General features: G+C 68.3%; 19 protein-coding genes. 9 read left to right on the top strand and 10 right to left on the bottom strand.

All coding sequences use genetic code 11. The features are described from left to right. Positions 1 to 4 precede the first annotated feature (4 nt). The 3 genes from HWX58_RS06720 to zapE form a co-directional block, all read right to left on the bottom strand. On the bottom strand, positions 5 to 577 hold the full coding sequence (locus tag HWX58_RS06720; protein ID WP_175986248.1) for a type II toxin-antitoxin system PemK/MazF family toxin: 573 nt from the start codon (positions 575 to 577) through the stop codon (positions 5 to 7). A 33-nt stretch (positions 578 to 610) separates the two neighbouring features. Then, positions 611 to 1,849, bottom strand: a complete 1,239-nt coding sequence (locus HWX58_RS06715; protein WP_175986247.1) for an ammonium transporter — start codon at positions 1,847 to 1,849, stop codon at positions 611 to 613. A 116-nt stretch (positions 1,850 to 1,965) separates the two neighbouring features. After that, positions 1,966 to 2,997 (bottom strand): cell division protein ZapE, encoded by a 1,032-nt coding sequence (gene zapE, locus HWX58_RS06710; RefSeq protein WP_227530151.1) that lies wholly within the window; start codon positions 2,995 to 2,997, stop codon positions 1,966 to 1,968. A 120-nt stretch (positions 2,998 to 3,117) separates the two neighbouring features. Here zapE and HWX58_RS06705 point away from each other — a divergent pair, with 120 nt between their 5' ends. Further along, entirely contained in the window at positions 3,118 to 4,014 is an 897-nt protein-coding gene (locus tag HWX58_RS06705) for a sulfurtransferase (RefSeq protein WP_175986246.1), read from the top strand. 34 nt (positions 4,015 to 4,048) lie between these two features. Continuing rightward, the gene (locus HWX58_RS06700; protein WP_175986245.1) at positions 4,049 to 4,480 is read left to right on the top strand and encodes a SufE family protein; all 432 of its coding nucleotides are present in this window, start codon (positions 4,049 to 4,051) and stop codon (positions 4,478 to 4,480) included. Here the strand turns inward: HWX58_RS06700 and HWX58_RS06695 are convergent, their stop codons facing one another. Next, entirely contained in the window at positions 4,481 to 5,635 is a 1,155-nt protein-coding gene (locus HWX58_RS06695; RefSeq protein WP_175986244.1) for an alpha/beta hydrolase family protein, read from the bottom strand. A 25-nt stretch (positions 5,636 to 5,660) separates the two neighbouring features. Here HWX58_RS06695 and HWX58_RS06690 point away from each other — a divergent pair, with 25 nt between their 5' ends. The 5 genes from HWX58_RS06690 (at position 5,661) to HWX58_RS06670 (ending at position 11,703) form a co-directional block, all read left to right on the top strand. Continuing rightward, positions 5,661 to 6,242 carry a DUF3000 domain-containing protein gene (locus tag HWX58_RS06690; protein ID WP_175986243.1) on the top strand — a complete coding sequence of 194 codons (582 nt, stop codon included), beginning with the start codon at positions 5,661 to 5,663 and terminating at the stop codon, positions 6,240 to 6,242. After that, the gene (locus HWX58_RS06685; protein ID WP_175986242.1) at positions 6,235 to 7,428 is read left to right on the top strand and encodes an HRDC domain-containing protein; all 1,194 of its coding nucleotides are present in this window, start codon (positions 6,235 to 6,237) and stop codon (positions 7,426 to 7,428) included. The genes HWX58_RS06690 and HWX58_RS06685 overlap by 8 nt, the downstream gene beginning before the upstream one ends. 73 nt (positions 7,429 to 7,501) lie before the next feature. Then, complete coding sequence (locus HWX58_RS06680; RefSeq protein ID WP_175986241.1) at positions 7,502 to 8,707, top strand: thiolase family protein; 1,206 nt, start codon at positions 7,502 to 7,504, stop codon at positions 8,705 to 8,707. Between the two features lie 11 nt (positions 8,708 to 8,718). Next, a complete protein-coding gene (locus tag HWX58_RS06675) occupies positions 8,719 to 10,866 on the top strand; it encodes a 3-hydroxyacyl-CoA dehydrogenase NAD-binding domain-containing protein (RefSeq protein WP_175986240.1) in 2,148 nt (715 codons plus the stop codon). Positions 10,867 to 11,007: 141 nt separating this feature from the next. Beyond that, entirely contained in the window at positions 11,008 to 11,703 is a 696-nt protein-coding gene (locus tag HWX58_RS06670) for an SPFH domain-containing protein (protein WP_175986239.1), read from the top strand. Between the two features lie 16 nt (positions 11,704 to 11,719). On the opposite strand, the gene dxs is transcribed toward HWX58_RS06670, so the two are convergent. The 5 genes from dxs to dut all read right to left on the bottom strand — a co-directional run bounded on the left by dxs (position 11,720) and on the right by dut (position 18,558). After that, positions 11,720 to 13,660 (bottom strand): 1-deoxy-D-xylulose-5-phosphate synthase, encoded by a 1,941-nt coding sequence (dxs, locus tag HWX58_RS06665; protein WP_175986238.1) that lies wholly within the window; start codon positions 13,658 to 13,660, stop codon positions 11,720 to 11,722. Between the two features lie 142 nt (positions 13,661 to 13,802). Next, the gene (locus HWX58_RS06660; RefSeq protein WP_175986237.1) at positions 13,803 to 16,634 is read right to left on the bottom strand and encodes an aconitate hydratase; all 2,832 of its coding nucleotides are present in this window, start codon (positions 16,632 to 16,634) and stop codon (positions 13,803 to 13,805) included. Positions 16,635 to 16,784: 150 nt separating this feature from the next. Beyond that, complete coding sequence (locus tag HWX58_RS06655; protein ID WP_175986236.1) at positions 16,785 to 17,516, bottom strand: DUF3159 domain-containing protein; 732 nt, start codon at positions 17,514 to 17,516, stop codon at positions 16,785 to 16,787. Then, complete coding sequence (locus HWX58_RS06650; protein WP_175986235.1) at positions 17,513 to 18,106, bottom strand: DUF3710 domain-containing protein; 594 nt, start codon at positions 18,104 to 18,106, stop codon at positions 17,513 to 17,515. The genes HWX58_RS06655 and HWX58_RS06650 overlap by 4 nt, the downstream gene beginning before the upstream one ends. Next, entirely contained in the window at positions 18,103 to 18,558 is a 456-nt protein-coding gene (dut, locus tag HWX58_RS06645) for a dUTP diphosphatase (RefSeq protein ID WP_438268246.1), read from the bottom strand. Before dut ends, HWX58_RS06650 begins: the two co-directional genes overlap by 4 nt. Positions 18,559 to 18,582: 24 nt before the next feature. Here dut and HWX58_RS06640 point away from each other — a divergent pair, with 24 nt between their 5' ends. After that, positions 18,583 to 19,062 (top strand): DUF3093 domain-containing protein, encoded by a 480-nt coding sequence (locus tag HWX58_RS06640; RefSeq protein ID WP_175986233.1) that lies wholly within the window; start codon positions 18,583 to 18,585, stop codon positions 19,060 to 19,062. 58 nt (positions 19,063 to 19,120) lie between these two features. Here the strand turns inward: HWX58_RS06640 and HWX58_RS06635 are convergent, their stop codons facing one another. Beyond that, positions 19,121 to 19,414: a DUF4193 domain-containing protein gene (locus HWX58_RS06635; protein WP_147038819.1), complete on the bottom strand. Its 294-nt coding sequence runs from the start codon at positions 19,412 to 19,414 to the stop codon at positions 19,121 to 19,123. Positions 19,415 to 19,612: 198 nt separating this feature from the next. Between HWX58_RS06635 and sepH the strand changes: the two genes are divergently transcribed. Then, on the top strand, positions 19,613 to 20,665 hold the full coding sequence (gene sepH / locus HWX58_RS06630) for a septation protein SepH (protein ID WP_175986232.1): 1,053 nt from the start codon (positions 19,613 to 19,615) through the stop codon (positions 20,663 to 20,665). The last annotated feature ends 31 nt before the right edge of the window (positions 20,666 to 20,696 follow it).

Here is a 20,696-nt window from a genome sequence, read left to right as displayed (position 1 = left end):
GCGTTCAGCGGCGCGCCCAGCCGTAGCGATGCACGAGAGCCTCGGCGACCCGCTCGTAACGGTATCGGTCGAGGATCGCGGCCTCGCGGCGCATCCCGGAGTCGTGCACGCTGTACAGCTGCTCGATGTCGACCCACGATTCGCGGCCCTGCGAGTCCCAGTCGCCGGCGCCGACCCCGAGGTAATCACGATCGCGCTCGTGAGGCTTGCTGGTCATCCGCACCGCGTACACGCGCTGCGCCGACTGCCGCCCGATCACCAGGACGGGGCGGTCCTTGCCGCGCCCGTCGTTCTCCTCGTACGGCACCCATGTCCAGATCACTTCACCGGCGTCCGGTGCACCGTCCCTGGACGGCGCGTACTCCACGCGCAGATCGCGTATGCCACCGGGGTCGATACGCACCGTCTCGCTCCCCCGCTGTGCTCCAGCGCCGGATTCCTCGTCGCGCAGGCGGGCACGGGGTCCGGACGCACCAGGACGCCCCGGCTCCGACTGCGGAGTCCGGGGCGTCCTGGTGCTGAACGACTTCAGAAGGAGGTCGAGGAGCCGACCGAGGATGCTCTGGGAGGAACTCACCCCGTCACTGTATCGATCAGCATCCGGTCGCGCTCAGGCGTCGACCAGCGCGTAGCCCTCCTCGCCGTGGACGACCGAATCGACACCGGCGATCTCGTCCTCGTTGGCGATGCGGAATCCGATCGTCTTCTGGATCACGAAGCCGATGATGAAGGCGACGACGAAGGAGTAGATCAGCACACCGAGGGCCGCGATCACCTGGACGACCAGCTGGCGGGCGTCGCCGCCCACGAACAGGCCGGTGCCGGTGGCGAAGAAGCCCAGGTACACGGTTCCGATGAGGCCGCCGACCAGGTGGATGCCGACCACGTCGAGCGAGTCATCGAAGCCGAGGCGGAACTTCAGCTCGACGGCCAGGGCGCACACGATGCCGGAGATCGCTCCGAGCAGCAGCGCCCAGCCGGGGGTCAGGTTGGCGCAGGCGGGGGGGATCGCGACGAGACCGGCGACGGCACCGGATGCGGCGCCGACCGAGGGGGGGTTGCCGTCCTTGATCTTCTCGATGAGGATCCAGCCGAGGATGGCCGCCGCGGTGGCACCCAGGGTGTTCAGACCGATCAGGCCGACACCGCCCATGTCCTCCGCGAGCCACTCCGCACCGGCGTTGAAGCCGAACCAGCCGAACCACAGCAGGGCTGCACCCAGGAGCGTCAGCGGCACGTTGTGCGGCTTGAGGATGCCCTTCTGGAAGCCGATGCGCTTGCCCAGGACGAGGGCGAGTGCGAGAGCCGCTGCACCGGCGTTGATGTGCACCGCGGTACCACCGGCGTAGTCGATGACGCCGATGCCGCTGTCGGCGCCGAACATCGTCGTGCCGAGCTCCATGATCCAGCCGCCGCCCCAGACCCATGCCGCGATCGGGAAGTAGCCGACCGTTGCGAAGACGCCCGCGAAGATCAGCCAGCTGCCGAACTTCGCACGATCCGCGATAGCACCGGAGATCAGGGCCACGGTGATGATCGCGAACGTGGCGCCGTACGCGACGCCGATGAGTGCGACGTTCGAGCCTTCACCCGAGGCGAGTCCGCTCAGGCCGAAGTCGGCGAATGGGTTGCCGGCGAACGCGGTCGGGCTGTCGACGGCACTCATCGAGAAGCCGTACAGGATCCACAGCACGGCGACGAGGCCGATCGACCCGAAGCTCATCATCATCATGCTGACGACGCTCTTCGCCTTGACGAGACCGCCGTAGAAGAACGCGACGCCGGGCGTCATGAGCAGCACGAGCGCCGTGGCGGTAATACCCCAGGAGATGTTGCCGGGAGCATCCATAGGAAAACCTCACATCCGAAGTAGTTGAGAGCTTCAGTGTGACGAGGCTCCGTTTCCGGAATGCGCGCTCCCTGTTTCGAGGGTGTTACAGCGCAGGCGCTCGTGTGAACATCGCGTTACGGCGCGCTTTGCAGCTGCGCAGAATGAGTCAGCGCGTTCAGCCGCGATATGGCGCGAAGATACTTCTTGCGGTATCCGCCGCCGAGCATCTCCTCCGCGAAGACCTGGTCAAGGGATGTGCCGGTGGCGATGATCGGCACCTGTGCGTCGTACACGCGGTCGACGAACGCCACGAACCGCAGCGCCTCGGACTGGTCGGTCAGAACCTGGACGTCGCGCAGTCCCACCATCGAGACGCCGTCGATGAGGCGGATGTACCGCGAAGGGTGCACCTTGGCGAGGTGTCGGATGACGTCGGCGAACGCGTCGTCCGACGCCGTGCCCTCGATCGCCGCGAGCTCGCGCTGATACGCGGCGTCGTCGAGGACCACGGCCTTGCCGTCGAGCGCGCGCTGGCGGAAGTCGACGCCGTCGATGCGGATCGTCTGGAAGCTGTCCGACATCGCGTGGATCTCGCGGAGGAAGTCCTGCGCGGCGAACCGCCCCTCGCCGAGCGCGTTCGGCGGCGTGTTCGAGGTCGCCGCCAGGCGCGTGCCCGACGTGACGAGCTCGCCGAGCAACCGGGTCATGACCATGGTGTCGCCCGGATCGTCGAGCTCGAACTCGTCGATGCAGAGCAGATCCGAGCCGCGCAGCAGATCGACCGTGTTCTTGTAGCCCAGCGCGCCGACGAGCGCCGTGTACTCGATGAACGAGCCGAAGTACTTCCGCCGTGCAGGCATCGCGTGATAGATCGACGCGAGCAGGTGCGTCTTGCCCACGCCGAATCCGCCGTCGAGGTAGACGCCGGGCTTCATGTCCGGCTCCTTCTTCGCGCGGCTGAAGAATCCGGTCTTCTTCGCGGGGGCGCCCCGGCCGGCGAACCGCTGCAGCAGCTCCTTCGCCTCGGCCTGCGACGGATAGGCGTCATCGGATCGATAGCTGTCGAAGGTGGCGCCGTCGAACTGCGGCGGCGGCACGAGGCTCGCCAGCATCTCGGGTCCCGTGACGACGGGTTCGCGCGAGGTGAGGTGGATCGGTGCGGTCATGCGATTCCTGTGTCGAAGTCTTACGGATCCGGCGCCGAGCGCACCGAACGGCTTTAGGGTCGAGGGGACGGGTCAACACTACGCCGTCCTGCACCCCCGCCACCCACCCGAGGAGCACCCATGACCATCGAGTCCGACACGAGTGTCGCGAAGTTCGCCGAGTACGCCGAACCGGGTCGCCTGGTGAGCACGGAATGGCTGGCCGCGCACCTCGGAGATCCCGGCCTCGTCGTCGTCGAATCCGATGAGGACGTTCTGCTCTACGAGACGGGCCACATCCCCGGAGCCGTCAAAGTCGACTGGCACACCGAGCTCAACGACCCCGTCGTCCGCGACTACGTCGACGGCGAGGGCTTCGCCGACCTGCTCGGACGCAAGGGAATCGAACGCTCCGACACCGTCGTCATCTACGGCGACAAGAACAACTGGTGGGCAGCGTATGCCCTGTGGGTGTTCTCGCTGTTCGGGCACGAGGACGTGCGCCTGCTCGACGGCGGACGCGATCGCTGGATCGCAGAGGGCCGTGAGCTCACGACCGCGCCCGCAGACCGCCCCGTGACCGAGTACCCGGTCGTCGACCGCGACGATTCCGTCCTGCGCGCGTACAAGGACGACGTGGTCGCCTTCATCGGCACCGGCCCCCTCATCGACGTCCGCTCCCCCGAGGAGTACAGCGGCGAGCGGACGACAGCGCCGGCTTACCCGGAGGAGGGCGCGCTGCGCGCCGGGCACATCCCCACCGCGCAGAGTGTTCCGTGGGCGAAGGCGGTCGCCGAGGACGGCGGGTTCAAGAGCCGTGCCGAGCTCGAGGCGATCTATCGCGAGGGCGTCGGCATCGCGGACGGCGACGATGTGATCGCCTACTGCCGGATCGGCGAGCGCTCCAGCCACACCTGGTTCGTGCTCAAGCACCTGCTCGGTATCGAGAACGTGCGCAACTACGACGGCTCGTGGACGGAGTGGGGCAGCGCCGTCCGCGTCCCGATCGTCACGGGAGCGGAGCCCGGCACGCTGTGAGCCGCGATCGATCGGCCGTGGGAGGATTGAGGGGATGAGCACCACGCACGTTCCCGAGACTCTCGCAGAGATCCGCGACGACTTCCTTGAGCTGCCGGAGGCCGAGCGGCTCCAGCTGCTGCTGGAGTTCTCGAATGAGCTGCCCGCGGTCTCCGACGAGGTGGCGAGCCACCCCGAGATGTACGAGCGCGTCGCCGAGTGCCAGTCGCCGGTGTACATCCACGTCGATGTCCAGGACGACGTCGTCACGATGCACGCGACCGCACCTCCCGAGGCGCCGACGACCCGCGGGTTCGCCAGCATCCTCGTTCAGGGCATCACCGGCCTCAGCGCGGACGAGGTCATCGCGATCCCGGACGACTATCCGCAGTCGATCGGCCTGACGCGTGCTGTCTCTCCCCTGCGCATCGCCGGGATGACGGGCATGCTCCTGCGGGTCAAGCGGCAGGTCGCGCAGAAGCGCTGATCAGCCGGCGTCGGCGAACCCGTTCGCGTTCATCCACTCGGTGATGGCGGCCGTCCAGCCGACCTGGTCGTAGTTCCAGAGCTTGGTGTGACGGGCGACCGAGAAAGCCGGCATCGTGACGAGGTCGGGGCGCGCCGCGGCGAGAGCGTGCGATGCGTCGGCCGGGACGAAGCCGTCGTCGTCGCTGTGCAGGATCAGGGTCGGAACCGTCAGCTCGCCCGCCCGGGCCACCATGTCCAGCCGGTCGAAGGGGATCGCATCCTCCGCGCCGCTCAGCCGTGCCGTGAGCGGCGCGGACAGCGCGTTCATGGCCAGGGCAGGCAGCGGATCGACGATGCCGGACTCGTGCGCCTGGAACTTCAGCACGGTGCGCCAGTCGACGACGGGCGAATCGAGGATGAGACCGGCGATCGCTTGACGGTTGCCGGAGGACAGGGCGGTCTGCAACGCGATCGCGCCGCCCATCGACCAGCCCATCAGCAGCACGCGCACGGCCCCATGCCGCAACGCGTACGCGATCGCGGCGTCCACATCCCGCCATTCCGAGGCGCCCAGAGCGTAGGATCCTCCGCGGCTGCGCGGAGCCTCGCCGTCGTTGCGGTACGAGACCACGAGGTTCGGCAGACCCAGGGCGTGGAAGACCGGGACCGCCCGGAGGCACTCGGCCCTGGTGACGCCGCGGCCGTGCACCTGGATCACCCAGGTCGACGATTCCGCCGGGAAGAACCAGGCGGGGCACGGTCCTGCCGGCGATCCGATCAGCACCGGCTCCCAGGGCAGATGCAGCTCCGTCGGCGAGGCGTAGTACCACCCGCTGAATCCGGCGGCGCGATCGATCTTCGCGCCCGGCTCGATCTGCGTGAGCAGCTTGCGCCGGACGCTCTTGGCGTCCGCGCTGAGCACCGCGCCGAGCTTGACGTATCCGTACGTCCCCGTCGTGAACAGACCGTAGCGGCCGGGAAGCTCGGTGTCGGGATTCCGGGTCAGCTCGATCGTCTGCGCGCCGGTGTCGACCGACAGGATCTCGGTGTCGGCGACACGCGAGCGCGGGGTGACGACCCGGCGGCCGATCGAGAACACGAGCAACGCCGCGCCGGTCGCGAACGCGAGCAGCGCGGGCACCAGGAATGCAACGGCGTGCCTGAGACTCTTCATCGCCTCCTGACTCTAGCCTGACACCGTGAGCGCACACCCTGACGCCGGAGCGTGGTTCGACCGCGTCGCCGACGATCTGCGCGCGACGACCTTCCGCAGCGACATCGTCGTGCACGAGATCGCCGCACCCCAGGGCCTGGCGCCGTTCTCGATCGCCCTCGCCGCCGAGGTCAGGCCCGACGAGCACGGCACCTCGATCTACGGCAGCGGACGCTTCGTGCTGCTGCACGATCCGGACCAGCCAGGAGCATGGGGCGGCCCGTGGCGCATCGTCGTTTTCGCCCAGGCCCCGCTCGAGCCCGAGATCGGCACGGACCCGCTCCTCGCCGACGTCACCTGGTCGTGGCTCGTCGATGCCCTCGACTCGCGGGATGCCGGGTATCACTCGGCATCCGGAACCTCGACGAAGACCCTCTCGAAGGGATTCGGATCTCTCGCGTCGGAAGGCGACGGCGCCCAGATCGAACTACGCTCTTCTTGGACGCCGGAAGAGCCGTTCCGGCCGCACGTCGAAGCATGGGCCGAACTGGTCGGCATGCTCGCCGGTCTCCCGCCCGGCTCAGAGAACATCGCCGTGTTCGGCGCGCGAAAGGCAGGTCGTGACTGAGTACTCCGTCATCGACGAATTCTCCCGTTTCGAAGAGGCATGCCGGATCCTGGCCGCGGGCACGGGCCCGGTCGCCGTGGACGTCGAACGCGCGTCCGGCTTCCGCTACTCGCAGCGTGCGTACCTGGTTCAGGTGTACCGCCGCGACGCCGGGGTGTTCCTTTTCGATGCCCCGGCCCTGGGCGACTTCTCCCCGCTGCAGGCGGCGATCGGCGATGCCGAATGGGTGTTCCACGCCGCCAGCCAGGACCTTCCCTCGCTGCGCGAGCTCGGACTCGAGCCGTCCGTCATCTTCGACACGGAGCTCGCGGCGCGTCTGCTCGGCCACGAGCGGGTCGGCCTCGCGGCGGTCGTCGAGGACACCATCGGCATCACGCTGAAGAAGGAGCACTCCGCGGCGGACTGGTCGACCCGCCCGCTCCCCGCCTCCTGGCTGGAGTACGCGGCCCTCGACGTCCTGCACCTCGTCGACGTGCGCGACCGGATCGCCGAGGAGCTCGAGGAGCAGCAGAAGGTCGAATTCGCCGCCCAGGAGTTCTCCGCCACCCTCGCCCAGCCCCCGCGTCCGCCTCGTGAGGATCCATGGCGCCGGCTGAGCGGCCTGCACCAGGTGAAGGGTGCGCGCAATCTGGCCGTGGCACGGTCGCTGTGGGAAGCGCGCGAGGCATACGCGCAGCAGCAGGACACCTCGCCCGGTCGGCTGGTACCTGACCGCGCGCTCGTCGCCGCCGTTCTCGCCGGACCCCAGTCCAAGCAGGCGCTGGCGGGCGTATCCGCGTTCACCGGACGCGCCAGCCGCACCGAGCTCGACCGCTGGTGGAAGGCGATCGTCCGCGGGCGCGAGACCGAGGATCTCCCCAAGACCCGAGTGCCGAGCGACGCACTCCCCCCGCCGCGCGCCTGGGCGGACCGCAACCCGGAGGCAGACGCGCGCCTCAAGCTTGCTCGTCCGGCGATCGAGGAGGTCGCAGAGGGCCTGCACATGCCGACGGAGAACCTTCTGAAGCCGGAATCGCTGCGCAGACTCGCCTGGGCTCCCCCGGCGCTGACGACGGATGCGGTCGGCGCGGAGCTCGCGGCGCTGGGCGCTCGCCCCTGGCAGATTGAGCAGACTGCACAGAAGATCGTGGATGCCTTTGTAGAAGCCGCGCAATCGCCCGACCCGGCCATCGCTCCCGGCTCGTAGGTTCGATCCAACCGATTCCTGCCGCCCCGCACCCGCTCCTAGGCTGAGATCAATCCCAACCCTTGGAGGCAGAGTGGCCGAGATCTCGGACGTCTACTTCGTCGATGGAATGCGCACGCCCTTCGGCCGCGCCGGCGAAAAAGGCATGTACTGGAACACCCGCGCGGACGACCTCGCCGTAAAGGCGACGATCGGCCTGATGGAGCGGAACACCGCGGTCCCCGCCGACCGCATCGATGACGTCGCGATCGCCGCGACCTCGCAGACCGGCGACCAGGGCCTCACGCTCGGACGCTCCGTCGCGATCCTCGCCGGTCTCCCGAACACCGTGCCCGGCCTCGCCGTCGAGCGCATGTGCGCCGGCGCCATGACGAGCGTGACGACCATGGCCGCGTCGATCGGCGTCGGCATGTACGACTTCGCCCTCGCCGGCGGCGTCGAGCACATGGGCCACCACCCGATCGGCGGCAACGCGGACCCGAACCCCCGCTTCGTCGCGGAGAAGATGGTCGACCCCGGAGCGCTCAACATGGGCGTAACCGCCGAGCGCATCTTCGACCGCTTCCCGCACCTGACCAAGGAGCGCTCGGACCGCTTCGGCATGCTCAGCCAGCACAAGGTGCAGGCCGCATACGACGCCGGCAAGATCCAGCCCGACCTCGTCCCCGTCGCCGTGAAGGACGCTGACGGCGCCTGGGGCCTCGCCACCGAGGATGAGGGTCGTCGCCCGCAGACCACCATGGAGGACCTCGCGGCTCTCAAGACGCCGTTCCGTCCGCACGGGCGTGTCACGGCCGGAACCTCCTCGCCGCTCACCGACGGCGCGACCATGTCGCTGCTCGCCGGCGGAGGCGCCGTGAAGGAATTCGGCCTGCAGCCGAAGATGAAGCTCGTCTCGTTCGCCTTCGCGGGCGTGCAGCCGGAGATCATGGGCATCGGTCCGATCCCGTCGACGGAGAAGGCCCTGAAGAAGGCCGGGCTCACCATCGACGACATCGGACTGTTCGAGCTCAACGAGGCGTTCGCCATCCAGGTGATCTCGCTGCTCGACCACTTCGGCATCGCTGACGACGACCCTCGGGTCAACCAGTGGGGCGGTGCGATCGCGCTGGGCCACCCGCTCGCGGCATCCGGCGTCCGCCTGATGATCCAGCTGGCGGCTCAGTTCGCCGAGCGTCCCGACGTCCGCTACGGACTGACCGCGATGTGCGTCGGTCTCGGGCAGGGCGGTTCGGTCATCTGGGAGAACCCGTTCTACGACGGCAAGAAGCGCAAGTGAGGGATGCAGGAATGACCGACTACGACAAGATCGACTTCTCGTCCATCGTCGACCCGGCCGAGGGCGTCGAGGTCGTCACGCACTCCACCGTGCGCGACGTCCGCCTGCCTTCGGGCAAGGTCCTCGCTCTGATCACGCTCGATAACGGGCGCGACCACACCCGGCCGAACACGCTGGGTCCTGCGACGCTCACGGAACTCGGCAAGACGCTCGAGACCGTGAAGACGCGCGCGGCGGCCGGCGAGATCCAGGCCGTCGGCATCACCGGCAAGCAGTACATCCTCGCCGCCGGAGCCGACCTGTCCGACATCTCGATGCTGAAGTCCAAGGAGCAGGCGCAGCTCATCGCGCAGCTGGGCCACAAGGTCATCGGATCGCTGGGCGACCTCGGCGTGCCCTCCTTCGCCTTCGTCAACGGGCTGGCGCTAGGCGGTGGCCTCGAGATCGCACTGAACTCGACCTATCGCACGGTGGATGCCTCGGCCGCGGCCATCGCGCTGCCCGAGGTGTTCCTCGGCATCATCCCCGGCTGGGGCGGCGCCTACCTGCTGCCGAACCTCATCGGCATCGAGAACGCGCTCGAGGTCGTGATCTCGAACCCGCTCAAGCAGAACCGCATGCTGAAGCCTCAGCAGGCGTTCGACCTGGGCATCATGGACGCGATCTTCCCCGCCGCGAACTACCTCGAGAACTCGCTCGCATGGGCCGACAGCGTGCTCAGCGGCAAGACCAAGGTCGAGCGCAAGAACGAGCCGGGCAAGATCGAGCGCCTGACGAAGTGGCCGATCGCGATCAAGGTCGCGCGCGGCATGCTCGAGTCGAAGATCGGCACCATGCCCAAGGCTCCGTACGCGGCTCTCGACCTGCTCGACAAGGCCAAGAGCGGCACGAAGGCCGAGGGCTTCGCCCGCGAGGACGAAGCCCTCGCCGAACTCGTCACGGGCGATCAGTTCGCGGCATCCATGTACGCGTTCGATCTCGTGCAGAAGCGGGCGAAGCGTCCGGTCGGGGCCCCCGACAAGGCGCTGGCGAAGAAGGTCACGAAGGTCGGCATCATCGGTGCAGGTCTCATGGCCAGCCAGTTCGCGCTCCTGTTCGTGCGCAAGCTGCAGGTGCCGGTGCTCATCACCGACCTCGACCAGGCGCGCGTCGACAAGGGTGTCGCCTACATCCACGACGAGATCGGCAAGCTCGAGCAGAAGGGCCGCCTCGACTCCGATTCGGCCAACAAGCTGCGGGCTCTCGTGACCGGCACGACGGACAAGACGCAGTACGCGGATTGCGACTTCGTGATCGAGGCCGTGTTCGAGGAGGTCGGCGTCAAGCAGCAGGTCTTCGGCGAGATCGAGAAGATCGTCGCCGAGGACGCGATCCTCGCCACGAACACGTCGTCGCTGTCCGTCGAGGAGATCGGCGCGAAGCTCGCGCACCCCGAGCGCCTCGTCGGCTTCCATTTCTTCAACCCGGTCGCGGTCATGCCGCTGATCGAGATCGTGAAGACTCCGACCACCGATGAGCAGACGCTGTCGACCGCGTTCGTCGTCGCGAAGGGACTCGGCAAGAACGCCGTCCTCACCGCCGACGCTCCCGGTTTCGTCGTGAACCGCCTGCTCGCGAAGGTGATGGGCGAGGCTGCGCGCGCCGTGTACGAGGGAACGCCGGTCGCCGACGTCGAGAAGGCGTTCGGGCCGCTCGGCCTGCCGATGGGCCCGTTCCAGCTCATCGACCTGGTCGGCTGGAAGGTCGCAGCCCACGTGCAGGACACCATGGTCCGCCACTTCCCCGACCGGTTCTACGCGAACGAGAACTTCCACGCTCTCGCCGAGCTCGACCAGGTCGTGGAGAAGGACAAGGGCGGCCGCGTGACCGGCTGGACGAAGGCCGCGGAGAAGGCTCTCAAGGGGCACGTCGGCTCGTCGCCGGCATCGGCGCAGACGATCCTGCAGCGTGTGCAGGACGGTCTCGCACAGGAGATCAAGCTCATGCTCGACGAGAAGGTCGTCCCCGAGGTCGAGGACATCGACCTGTGCCTGATCCTCGGCGCCGGCTGGCCGTTCATCGACGGCGGCGCTTCGCCGTACCTCGACCGCGAGGGCGCATCGGAGCGGGTGTTCGGCGCGAGCTTCCACACCCCGCAGATCCGCGGCATCGGAGGCTGACGCTCACACCGAGAGGGCGGGGTCGGGCGTTTCGCCCGGCGCCGCCCTTTTTGCGTAACACCGAGGAAAATCATGGTGAACACCTCGTCGTGAAGGCGCTCGTCGACATCAGCGCACCGCGGAATGGGCGAAGGTGGAGCCATGGACGCGTTCTTGTCGATCTTCAGCAACGCCGGGATGTCCACGCTCGTGAAGAGCGGAACCGCGGTTCTCACCACATTGCTGGTGGTCCCGATGCTGCTCAAGCTCTTCCTCGTCACGGTTGACGAGGGGTGGGCTGCGATCCGAACGCGCAACGGCAAGCCGATCATCCGGCGGGCGAACTCCCGTGCGGTGCGCACCGGGCGCGGCACGGCCGGTGAGGTCGTGGCCCTGCAGCCGGGCACGCACGGCGCGTTCCCGATGTTCTACTGGTACAAGCTGATCGACGTGCGGGTGCGATCGACCGACCTGCCGGCCAGGCAGCTCACCGGCGCGACCGGCCACCAGCACCTCGTGCACGCCTCCTTCGAGTGGCGGCCGATCGCCACGGGTCGCGACCTTCGCGTGTTCGAGCTCGACGTCGTCAACGTCAAGGAGCGCGCGGCGAACATCGTCGGTGCGGCGCTGCGCGACGTCATCCGCACGCTCGAGGGCGACGAGCTGCCGCACAACTCCGAGCTGGGCATCCGCGTGCTCCAGGAGTGCGCCGAGAAAACCCTGCACGCGTGCGGCGTCGAGGTGCTCTCCGTCATGATCACCGGAGACGCGCTGACCGACGGGCATCTGCTCTCGCAGGCGATGCGCGCCGGCGACCGTCACCACGAGGCCGTGGCAGCCCTGCACGCTCTGAACTGAGGGGCGCCGTCCAGGCTCAGCGGCGCTCGTGCAGAGGCAGATCGATCGCCCCGGTCTCCCCCGCGTTGCGAGCGACCGGGATGCGGGTGCCGAGCACCTGGGCGACGACGTCCTGCGCGATCTTCGGCGCGGTGAGCCCGGCATCCGCCAGGATCTGATCGCGCGAGGCGTGATCGATGAACTCGTCGGGAAGACCCAGCTCGTCGACGGCGGTGTCGATGCCCGCCTCGCGCAGCACCTGGCGTACGCGGGTGCCGATGCCTCCGACGCGGATGCCGTCCTCGAGGGTGATCACGAGGCGGTGCCGCGCTGCGAGCTCGACGATCGAGGGCTGCACGGGGATCGCCCAGCGCGGGTCCACCACCGTCGCACCGATGCCCTGTGCACGCAACCGCGCCGCGACGTCCATCGCGAGGGCCGCGAACGGACCGATGCCCACGATGAGGACGTCCTCGCTCTCACCGCGCGAGAGCACGTCCACGCCGTCGTCCAGCCGCTCGATCGCATCGATGTCGTCGGCGACCGTACCCTTGGGGAATCGGATCACGGTGGGTGCGTCATCCACGGCGACGGCCTCGTCCAGAGCCTCGGCGAGGCGCACCCCGTCGCGCGGCGCGGCGATCCGGATGCTCGGAACGATCTGCAGCATCGCGAGGTCCCACATGCCGTGATGGCTCGGACCGTCTGGACCTGTGACCCCGGCGCGGTCGAGGACGAAGGTGACCCCTGCCTTGTGCAGGGCGACGTCCATGAGCACCTGGTCGAACGCGCGCCCCATGAACGTGGCGTACAGCGCGACGACGGGATGCAGGCCGCCGAACGCGAGACCGGCGGCCGAGGCGACCGCGTGCTGCTCGGCGATGCCGACGTCGTACACGCGATCGGGGAACCGCTCGGCGAATGGTGCGAGTCCGGTCGGACGCAGCATGGCGGCGGTCATGGCGATCACGCGGGGGTCTCGCTCTCCGACGCGGACGAGCGCGTCGGAGAACACGTCGGTCCATCCCGTGCTGCTCGAGCCGAGGGACTCGCCCGTGGCCGGATCGATCCGGTTGACGGCATGGAACTGATCGGCCTCGTCGTCGAGCGCCGGTTGGTAGCCGCGGCCCTTCTCGGTGATGGCGTGCACGATCACGGGTGCCCCGTAGGACTTCGCCAGTTCGAGCGTCTCGATGAGCGCCTGGATGTCGTGCCCGTCGACGGGGCCGAGGTACTTGATGTCGAGGTTGGAGTAGAGCGCCTCGTTGTTCGTGAAGCGCGAGAGGAACCCGTGCGTTCCGCCGCGGACGCCGCGGAAGACGGCACGTCCCACCGGGCCGAACGCGCGGAACAGCCGGTCCGAGCGGTGGTGCAGGTCCTTGTAGGCCGCGGCCGTGCGCACGCGGTTCAGGTACCGGGACATGCCGCCGATCGTCGGCGCGTAGGAGCGGCCGTTGTCGTTGACGACGATGACGAGGTTGCGGTCGTTGTCGTCGGTGATGTTGTTGAGCGCCTCCCACGTCATACCGCCCGTCAGCGCGCCGTCGCCGACGACGGCGACCACGTGGCGGTCGTCGCGGCCGGTGGCCGAGAGCGCACGGGAGACGCCGTCGGCCCAGCTGAGCGAACTGGACGCGTGCGAGGACTCGACGACGTCGTGCGGGCTCTCGCTGCGCTGGGGGTAGCCGGCGAGTCCACCGCGCACGCGCAGGGCGGAGAAGTCCTGGCGGCCGGTCAGGAGCTTGTGCACATACGACTGATGCCCGGTGTCGAAGATGATCGGGTCGTCGGGCGATTCGAAGACCCGATGCAACGCGATCGTCAGTTCGACGACGCCGAGGTTGGGGCCCAGATGCCCACCCGTGCGCGAGACGTTCTCGACGAGGAACGTCCGTATCTCGCCGGCGAGCGTCGTGAGCTGAGACGTGCTCAGCCGGTCGAGATCGCGCGGTCCGGTGATGCCGGGAAGAATGGGCATCAGCACCTCCTGAACGTCTTCACCGATCGCCTTCACGGATGGAGGACGACCTCTCGATGCTACCGCCGGCAGCCGGGAATACCCCGATCGGGAAACGCGGAAGGGGCCCGGATGCCCGAGCATCCGAACCCCTCCTGCGGTGTCAGACCAGCGAACGCAGCACGTACTGCAGGATGCCGCCGTTGCGGTAGTAGTCGGCCTCACCGGGTGTGTCGATGCGGACGACGGCGTCGAACTCGACCGTCTGCTTGCCCTCGGGCGAGTGCTGGCTCGGCTCGGCCGTCACGCGGACGGTCTTGGGCGTGGTGCCGTTGTTGAGCTCCTCGAGACCGGTGATCGAGACGATCTCGGTGCCGTCGAGTCCCAGCGACTCCCAGCTCTCGCCGGCGGGGAACTGCAGCGGGACGACGCCCATGCCGATCAGGTTCGAGCGGTGGATGCGCTCGAAGCTCTCGGTGATGACCGCCTTGACGCCCAGCAGGCTCGTGCCCTTGGCCGCCCAGTCGCGCGACGAGCCGGAGCCGTACTCCTTGCCGCCGAAGACGACCAGCGGAATGCCCTCCGCCTGGTAGTTCTGGCAGGCGTCGAAGATGTACGACTGCGGAGCGTCCGGCTTCGTGAAGTCGCGGGTGAACCCGCCCTCGACCTCGACGCCGTCGTTGACGGCACGGACGAGCTGGTTCTTCAGACGGATGTTCGCGAACGTGCCGCGGATCATCACCTCGTGGTTGCCTCGGCGCGAGCCGAACGAGTTGAAGTCCTTCTGGCGCACGCCGTGCTCCTCGAGGTACTTCGCCGCGGGCGTGCCGATCTTGATGTTTCCGGCCGGGCTGATGTGGTCGGTCGTGACCGAGTCGCCGAGCGTCGCCATGACGCGCGCGCCGGTGATGTCGGTGACCGGGGTGAGGTCCATCGACATGCCGTCGAAGTACGGCGCCTTGCGGACGTACGTCGAGTCCTGGTCCCATTCGAAGACCGGGCCGGTCGGCGTGGGCAGGTTCTTCCAGCGCTCGTCGCCGTCGAACACGGTGGCGTACTGGTTGATGAACTGCTCGCGCGAGATCGCCGAGTCGATGATGTCCTGGATCTCGGCCGGAGCGGGCCAGATGTCCTTGAGGAACACGTCGTTGCCGTCGGTGTCGGTGCCCAGGGCATCCGCCTCGAAGTCGAAGTGCATGGAACCGGCCAACGCGTACGCGACCACGAGCGGCGGCGATGCGAGGTAGTTCATCTTCACGTCGGGGCTGATGCGTCCCTCGAAGTTGCGGTTTCCGGAGAGGACTGCCGTGACGGCGAGGTCGTGCTCGTTGACCGCCGTCGAGACCTCTTCGATCAGCGGACCGGAGTTGCCGATGCAGATCGTGCAGCCGTAGCCGACCGTGTAGAAGCCGAGGCCCTCGAGATCCTTGTCGAGGCCGGACTTCTCGTAGTAGTCCGTGACGACCTTCGAGCCGGGGCCGAGCGTCGTCTTGACCCACGGCTTCTGCTTCAGACCCTTCTCGCGCGCCTTGCGGGCGAGAAGACCGGCGGCGATCATGACGGACGGGTTGGACGTGTTCGTGCACGAGGTGATGGCCGCCAGGGTCACCGCGCCGTGGTCGAGGATGTAGCTCTCGCCGTCAGGGGTGGTCACCGGAACCGGCTTGGAGGTGCCCTCCACGCCACTGGAGATGTGAACGGGGTGGGGGTCGTGTTCCTCGTCGCCGGGCGCTGCACCTGGGTCGGATGCCGGGAACGAGAGCATCAACTCGAGGTCGACGATGTCGTCCGAGGTCGACGGCTCGGCGTAGTTGACGATGTCCCGCTCGAACTGCGTCTTCGCCTCGGAGAGGAGGATGCGGTCCTGCGGGCGCTTGGGGCCGGCGATCGAGGGCACCACGGTGCCGAGGTCCAGCTCCATGTACTCGCTGAAGACGGGCTCGTTGTCCGCGTCGTGCCACAGACCTTGCAGCTTCGCATACTCCTCGACGAGGGCGATAGCCTGCTCGTCGCGGCCGGTCAGACGCAGGTAGTCGGTCGTGACGTCGTCGATCGGGAAGATCGCGGCGGTCGAACCGAACTCCGGCGACATGTTGCCGATCGTGGCGCGGTTCGCGAGCGGCACGGATGCCACGCCCGCGCCGTAGAACTCGACGAACTTGCCGACGACGCCGTGCTTGCGCAGCATTTCGGTGATCGTGAGGACCACGTCGGTGGCGGTGACCCCGGCGGGGATCTCGCCGGTGAGCTTGAAGCCGACCACGCGCGGGATGAGCATGGAGACGGGCTGGCCGAGCATCGCGGCCTCGGCCTCGATGCCGCCGACGCCCCAGCCGAGCACGCCCAGGCCGTTGACCATGGTCGTGTGCGAGTCGGTGCCGACACAGGTGTCGGGGTAGGCCTGCAGGACGCCGCCGTTGGTGCGGTCGTAGATGACCTTCGCCAGGTGCTCGATGTTGACCTGGTGGACGATGCCGGTGCCAGGGGGGACGACCTTGAAGTCGTTGAACGCGGTCTGGCCCCAGCGCAGGAACTGGTAGCGCTCGCCGTTGCGCTCGTACTCGATCTCGACGTTGCGCTCGAGGGCGTTCTCGGTGCCGAACAGGTCGGCGATCACGGAGTGGTCGATGACCATCTCGGCGGGCGAGAGCGGGTTGATCCTGTTCGGGTCGCCACCGAGGGCGGTGACCGCCTCGCGCATGGTGGCGAGGTCGACGATGCAGGGCACACCGGTGAAGTCCTGCATGACCACGCGGGCCGGGGAGAACTGGATCTCGGTGTTGGGCTCGGCGGAAGCATCCCAGGATCCCAGCGCCTCGATCTGCTCCTTGGTGACGTTCGCACCGTCCTCGGTGCGGAGCAGGTTCTCCAGGAGCACCTTCAGGCTGAACGGCAGCTTGTCGAAGCCGGGAACCGTGTCGATCCTGAAGATCTCGTAGTCGGTGCTGCCGACCGTCAGGGTGCTCTTGGCACCGAAGCTGTTCACCGTGGACACGAATCCGTCTCCTTCTCATCTGTGGGAGCGACAGGCGCTTCCATCTTGCTCGCCCGGGCCGCCTGCGGCTAGCAAGGTGCACCTAACAGTGTGCGCCTGAGCAGGCCGCGGCGGAAGACCGAAATTTATCTTGATGTCAAGATAAATCTATCACGGCAGGGATGCCGATTCCTCCGTCGACGCGCGCGCGTACAGCGCCCGGACCACCAGCCACGTGACGGCGATGAGGGGTGCGAACAGCGGCAGCCCCATCACGAGTTTGAGCGTTCCGAGCGCCGTGACCTGATCGGTCAGGTACAGCGGCAGCTGCACGGCGAGGCGCGCGAAGAAGAGCGCCGCCCAGGCGATCGCGAGCCAGCGGAACGCGCGGCGCTTGCGGCGGTCGGAGCGCCAGCCCGTGGTATCCCCCATGAGGAACCCGGCGGCGATCCCGATCAGCGACCAGCCGATCAGCGCGGAGACGAGGAACGCCGTGCCGTACACGGCGTTGGTGATGAGGCCGGGGACGAAGTTGTCCGCGCCGCGGCCCGTGAACACTGCGAGTGCGGCCGCCGCAGCAGCGGCGATGAGCCCGCCGAGAGCCGCCGACGACGGAGACTTCTGGATCAGACGCACGATCGTGAACACCGCGGCGAGTCCGACCGAGACGCCGAGGGAGAGGATGAGCGGTTCGGGACTGATCGTGAAGAGCGTGACGAAGGCGAGGCTCGGCAGAACGGATTCCAGGATGCCGCGCCACCCGCCCATGGCGGACCAGACGACCTTCTGAGTGCTGGCGTCCTCGGCAGGGTCGAGCCCCGCCTTGCGCGCCGCACCGCCCAGGGCCGCTCCGATGATGTCGGATGCGGATGCCGGCGGGGGCGTCCGATCGTCGGAGGTCACGCCGAGCCCGGAGTCGCGGGCATCTTCAGCGGGATCAGATCACGCGGCGGCATCGGAGAGCCGCCACGGACCACGACGATCGAGCGGAAGAGGTCCTCGACCTTGGCCGCCGCCTCGGGGGCCGACGCGGCAGCGCCGCCGATGACGCCGCGCAGGAACCAGCGGGGGCCGTCCACACCGACGAAGCGCGCCAGGTGCAGGTTCGATCCCTCGGAGGCGGGGCCGGGGACCTCGGCGAGGAGTTCCTTGCCGAGCGGACCCTCGCGCTCCTCGACGCGCCCGCCCTGCTGACGGACCTGGTCGACGAGCTGCATCCGGGTCTCGTGCCAGAGGCCGAGCGTGCGGGGTGCCGCGAACGGCTGCACCTGCAGCGACGAATCAGCGTAGTCGAGACCGACCGCGACGATGCGCTTGGACTGCTCCTCGACCTCGAGGCGCAGGTTCAGCCCCTCGCGGGGCAGGATCTTGATCCCGCCGAGGTCGATGTACGGCCGGACCGGGTTGGCCTCGGACTCGTCGAACGGGCCTTCGCTCGCACGGTTCGCCGGAGCGGACTTGGAGCTCGGCTGGGTGGTCTCTTCTTCAGTCATCTCGTGGTTCCTACCTGGTCGGCGCTCTGCGCCTGGTACCCCGTCGAGCCGAAGCCCGAAGCGCCGCGCGCGCTCTCGTCGAGTTCGTCGACCGGGATGAATCTCGCCCGGGTCACCGGCATGATGATCAGCTGCGCGATCCGGTCCCCGACCGCCACATCGTACGCGCTCGAGCTGTCGGTGTTGAGCAGACTCACCTTGATCTCGCCGCGATAGCCGGCATCCACCGTGCCTGGCGCGTTCACGATCGTGATGCCGTGCTTGGCTGCGAGGCCGCTGCGCGGGACGACGAACGCGGCATAGCCGTCCGGGAGCGCGATACGCACGCCGGTGGGCACGAGCGCCCGCTCCCCCGGCTCGAGGCGCACGGCCTCGGCCGCGACAAGATCCGCACCGGCGTCGCCGGGGTGCGCGTATGCGGGCAGGACAGACGCGATAATGGGGAGATCAATGGAATCGCTCACCCCACGAGGCTAATGCAGAACCCCACCGCCGAATCCCGTAGCCGCTATCGAGAGCGGCTATCGCCGAGCCTGTGGATGCTCGTCACGGCCGCCGTCGCAGCGCCCATGGTGATGCTGACGTTCACGCCGCTCGGCTCTCTGCTCGCGCTGCTCATCGGCGTCGCTGCGGCGCTCGCGCTGATCGTGGCACTCATCGCGGGCTCTCCGGCCATCCGCATCGAGGGGACCACCCTGCACGCGGGCCGCGCGAAGATCGATGCGCGTTGGCTCGGCGATGTGACGGAGCACACCGGTGAGGAAGCACGCACGGCGCGCGGCACCGGTCTTCCGGCCCGCGGCTGGCACCTGCTCCGCGGCGGCATCGACGGCGTGGTGGTTGTGGAGAACACCGACCCTGACGATCCTGTGCCCAGTTGGACGATCTCCACGCGGACGCCCGACCGGCTGGCAGCTGCGATCCGCGAGGCCGAGGCCGAGGCCGACGCCCGCTGAGACGACGATGCGCCCTGGCCCGAGGGGCCGGGGCGCATGAACGTCAGCGCGTCTGCGGTCAGGCAGCGCACTCCTTGCAGATGGGACCGTCTGCACCTTCGTGGTCCAGCTGCGAGCGGTGCTTCACGAGGAAGCAGCTCATGCAGGTGAACTCGTCCTGCTGTGCGGGCAGCACGACGACGTCGAGCTCGAGGTCCGAGAGGTCTGCACCAGGGAGGTCGAAGCTGGACGGGTTGTCCGAGTCCTCATCCCCGGTCGCGCCGGACAGCTTGTCCGGCACACGCTCCTTCAGGGCTTCGATCGACTCGGAGTCGTCTTCGCTCTTTCGGGGGGCGTCGTAATCGGTTGCCATGCGGTAGATCTCCACTTTCATGGTGCTAGTGGGCGGTGCGCCGTCGGGTAAGCGGCGGCCATAGTTTGCACGATGACGGCACGTTTGGCAAATGCCGCTTCGCGTCACTGATCAAACTGACGGCGCGCCCGGTCTATTCCCGTTCCCGCCCGACCTTGCGTGGCACCATGAACGGACAGCCATCAGAGGGGCATTCGCATGGAAAACGTCACGATCGTCGGCACGGAAGACGACCTGCTGATCCTCGCCACCGGTTCCGGCGAGCGGTTCGCGCTCGCCATCGACGATGTGCTGCACCGCGAGATCCGCCGGGCCCGCCGTCGCGACGACGATGAGAAGCCGCGCGTCACCGTCAGCCCGCGCGAGATCCAGGCGCACATCCGTTCCGGTCTCTCGGCCGCCGAGACGGCCGAGCTGCTCGGGGTCGGAGTCGAACTGGTCGAGCGCTTCGAGGGCCCCGTGCTCGCCGAACGCGAGCACGTCGTCGGTCAGGCGCTCGCCGTCCCGGTCCTCATCGGCAGCGAGGTCGAGCCCGATGCGCAGCCGACATTCGGTGCCGCGATCCGTGCGAAGCTCTCGGACGTCGCGGCCGAAGCCGAGCGCTGGGCGAGCTGGAAGGAGGAATCCGGCTGGATCATCAAGCTGGAGTTCACCGCGAGCGAGGTCGCCCATGACGCCCGCTGGAGCTTCGACCCGCGACGCAGCGTGCTCTCGCCGCTGAACGCCGATGCGACGCAGCTCTCCCGTCAGGGTTCGCTCCCCGACGGGCTCATCCCGCGGCTGCGCGCGGTGGATACGGCGAAGGCGGAGTCCCCGTACAAGGACGACAGCCGGTTCGACTCCGGCGCCTTCGGGCCGCGGCTGCTGCCGGCACCCGAGGCCGAGGTCGAGGAGCCGTCGCTTCCCGAGCGCTCGGGCCCTGCCGCCCAGGCCGCCGCGATCAACCGTGCGCCCGATCAGACCACCACGAGCGCCGAGACGGCCGACCTGCTCGAGGCCCTGCGGCGTCGGCGTGGTCAGCGCGAGAGCGCGCCGCTCGTCGACGATTTCGACGAGGATGCCGCGCCCGCGCGCACGTCCAGCCCGATCGCGCTGTTCGACGCTCTCGACGAACCCGACGACGAGCCTGAGGTCCCCGAGGAGCGCCCGGCGGCGAATGAGCCCGCACAGGACTCCGGCGGACGCCGCCGGCGCCGCAACGCCATGCCGTCCTGGGACGAGATCGTCTTCGGCGCGCGGACCGACGACTAACCCTGCAGCCTGAGCCGCGGAGGACTCCGCC

Source organism: Microbacterium tenebrionis, from assembly GCF_903645325.1.
In the GTDB taxonomy this organism is placed as follows: Bacteria; Actinomycetota; Actinomycetes; order Actinomycetales; family Microbacteriaceae; genus Microbacterium; species Microbacterium tenebrionis.
The sequence above is the reverse complement of the archived record's forward strand: the minus strand, read 5'-3'. Positions and strand labels throughout refer to the sequence as shown.

What these genes read in the sequence shown, in the direction of transcription:
- HWX58_RS06715 (WP_175986247.1), bottom strand. Translation starts at nt 1,849, where the DNA reads ATGGATGCTCCCGGCAACATCTCCTGGGGTATTACCGCCACGGCGCTC.
- zapE (WP_227530151.1), bottom strand. Translation starts at nt 2,997, where the DNA reads ATGACCGCACCGATCCACCTCACCTCGCGCGAACCCGTCGTCACGGGA.
- HWX58_RS06670 (WP_175986239.1), top strand. Translation starts at nt 11,008, where the DNA reads ATGGACGCGTTCTTGTCGATCTTCAGCAACGCCGGGATGTCCACGCTC.
- HWX58_RS06700 (WP_175986245.1), top strand. Translation starts at nt 4,049, where the DNA reads ATGAGCACCACGCACGTTCCCGAGACTCTCGCAGAGATCCGCGACGAC.
- HWX58_RS06695 (WP_175986244.1), bottom strand. Translation starts at nt 5,635, where the DNA reads ATGAAGAGTCTCAGGCACGCCGTTGCATTCCTGGTGCCCGCGCTGCTC.
- HWX58_RS06705 (WP_175986246.1), top strand. Translation starts at nt 3,118, where the DNA reads ATGACCATCGAGTCCGACACGAGTGTCGCGAAGTTCGCCGAGTACGCC.
- sepH (WP_175986232.1), top strand. Translation starts at nt 19,613, where the DNA reads ATGGAAAACGTCACGATCGTCGGCACGGAAGACGACCTGCTGATCCTC.
- HWX58_RS06635 (WP_147038819.1), bottom strand. Translation starts at nt 19,414, where the DNA reads ATGGCAACCGATTACGACGCCCCCCGAAAGAGCGAAGACGACTCCGAG.
- HWX58_RS06640 (WP_175986233.1), top strand. Translation starts at nt 18,583, where the DNA reads ATGCAGAACCCCACCGCCGAATCCCGTAGCCGCTATCGAGAGCGGCTA.
- HWX58_RS06675 (WP_175986240.1), top strand. Translation starts at nt 8,719, where the DNA reads ATGACCGACTACGACAAGATCGACTTCTCGTCCATCGTCGACCCGGCC.
- HWX58_RS06650 (WP_175986235.1), bottom strand. Translation starts at nt 18,106, where the DNA reads ATGACTGAAGAAGAGACCACCCAGCCGAGCTCCAAGTCCGCTCCGGCG.
- dxs (WP_175986238.1), bottom strand. Translation starts at nt 13,660, where the DNA reads ATGCCCATTCTTCCCGGCATCACCGGACCGCGCGATCTCGACCGGCTG.